The 1,368-nt window shown below is 66.1% G+C and carries 1 protein-coding gene; it reads left to right on the forward strand.

Translation table 11 applies throughout. The features are described 5' to 3' along the window. Window positions 1-55 precede the first annotated feature (55 nt). Complete coding sequence (locus tag Asi02nite_RS41190; protein WP_203719472.1) at window positions 56-1,234, forward strand: IS701 family transposase; 1,179 nt, start codon at window positions 56-58, stop codon at window positions 1,232-1,234. Window positions 1,235-1,368 lie beyond the last annotated feature (134 nt).

Here is a 1,368-nt window from a genome sequence, read left to right on the forward strand (position 1 = left end):
TAGTACTGCAACGGCACTTGGCGTGTCGGTTGGTCGCTGCTCGCGTTGATCTGTTGTGCTTTATGTTGATGTCGCGTCGTGGCAGGCTGAGCTGGATGGCCTTCTGAACACGGTTGGTCCGCGTTTCGGCAGGTCAGAGCCGCGTGAGCGGGCGGCTCGGTACGTCGGTGGTCTGGTTGCTGGTTTGGAACGCAAGAACGGCTGGACCCTCGCGGAGCACGCGGGTGAGGTGAGCCCGGACGGGATGCAGCGGTTGCTGCGGCGGGCGGACTGGGACGTCGACGGTGTCCGTGACGACATCCGCGATTACGTCGTCGACCGGCTGGGGCATACGGGGGCGGTGTTGGTTGCTGACGACACCGGTTTCGTGAAGAAGGGTGACAAGTCCGCCGGCGTGCAACGCCAGTACACCGGCACGAGCGGGAAGACCGACAACTGTCAGATCGGCACGTTCCTGGCCTACGTCGCCCCGGCCGGACACGCACTGATCGACCGGCACTTGTATCTGCCGGAGTCCTGGCTTGGCGACCGCGACCGCTGCCAGAACGCGGGCATCCCTGCCGACGCCGAGCTGTTGACCAAGCCCCGGATCGCGATCGAGATGCTGCAACGCACGATCGACGCTGATGTGCCGTTCACCTGGTTCACCGCGGACGAGGCATTCGGGCAGGTCAAATACTTGCGAGTCTGGCTGGAAGAGCGGGATGTGTTCCATGTGGTCGCGACCCGCTGCAACGACGACGTGTTCGCCCGCGGGATCGGCGCCGGCCGGGTCGACGAGATCATCGCGGGTCTACCAACGCGAGCCTGGCAGCGGATGTCCTGCGGTGACGGCGCGCACGGCCCACGCGTCTACGACTGGGTGCGAGTACCGATCCGGCCGTGGTGGGCGTCGGGGCGTGGTCACTGGCTGCTGGCCCGACGCAGCGTCAGCGACCCGACCGAGATCGCCTACTACATCTGTTACGCACCCCGCCGCACCAGCCTCGCCACGCTGATCTGGGTCGCCGGACGGCGCTGGCCGGTCGAAGAATGCTTCAAACAAGCCAAACAGGAAACCGGCCTGGACGACTACCAGGTCCGCACCTGGCGAGGCTGGTACGCCCACATCACCCTGTCAATGCTCGCCCTGGCCTGGCTGGCCGCCGTCCGCGCCGCAGAAGCTCTAAAAGGGGAACCGCGGCCGACGCCGACCAGCTCATCCCGATCAGCGTCCCCGAAGCCCGCCGCCTGATCGCCGCGCTGCTCACCGACCGCCACCCGAACAACGACCACCCCATCGCCTGGTCACGCTTCCGACGCCGCCGCCAATGGCAAGCGCAGCAAAGCCACTGGCGCAAAAGATCAGACTAAGTGCCGTTGCAGTAC

The organism is Asanoa siamensis, assembly GCF_016862555.1.
GTDB lineage: Bacteria > Actinomycetota > Actinomycetes > Mycobacteriales > Micromonosporaceae > Asanoa > Asanoa siamensis.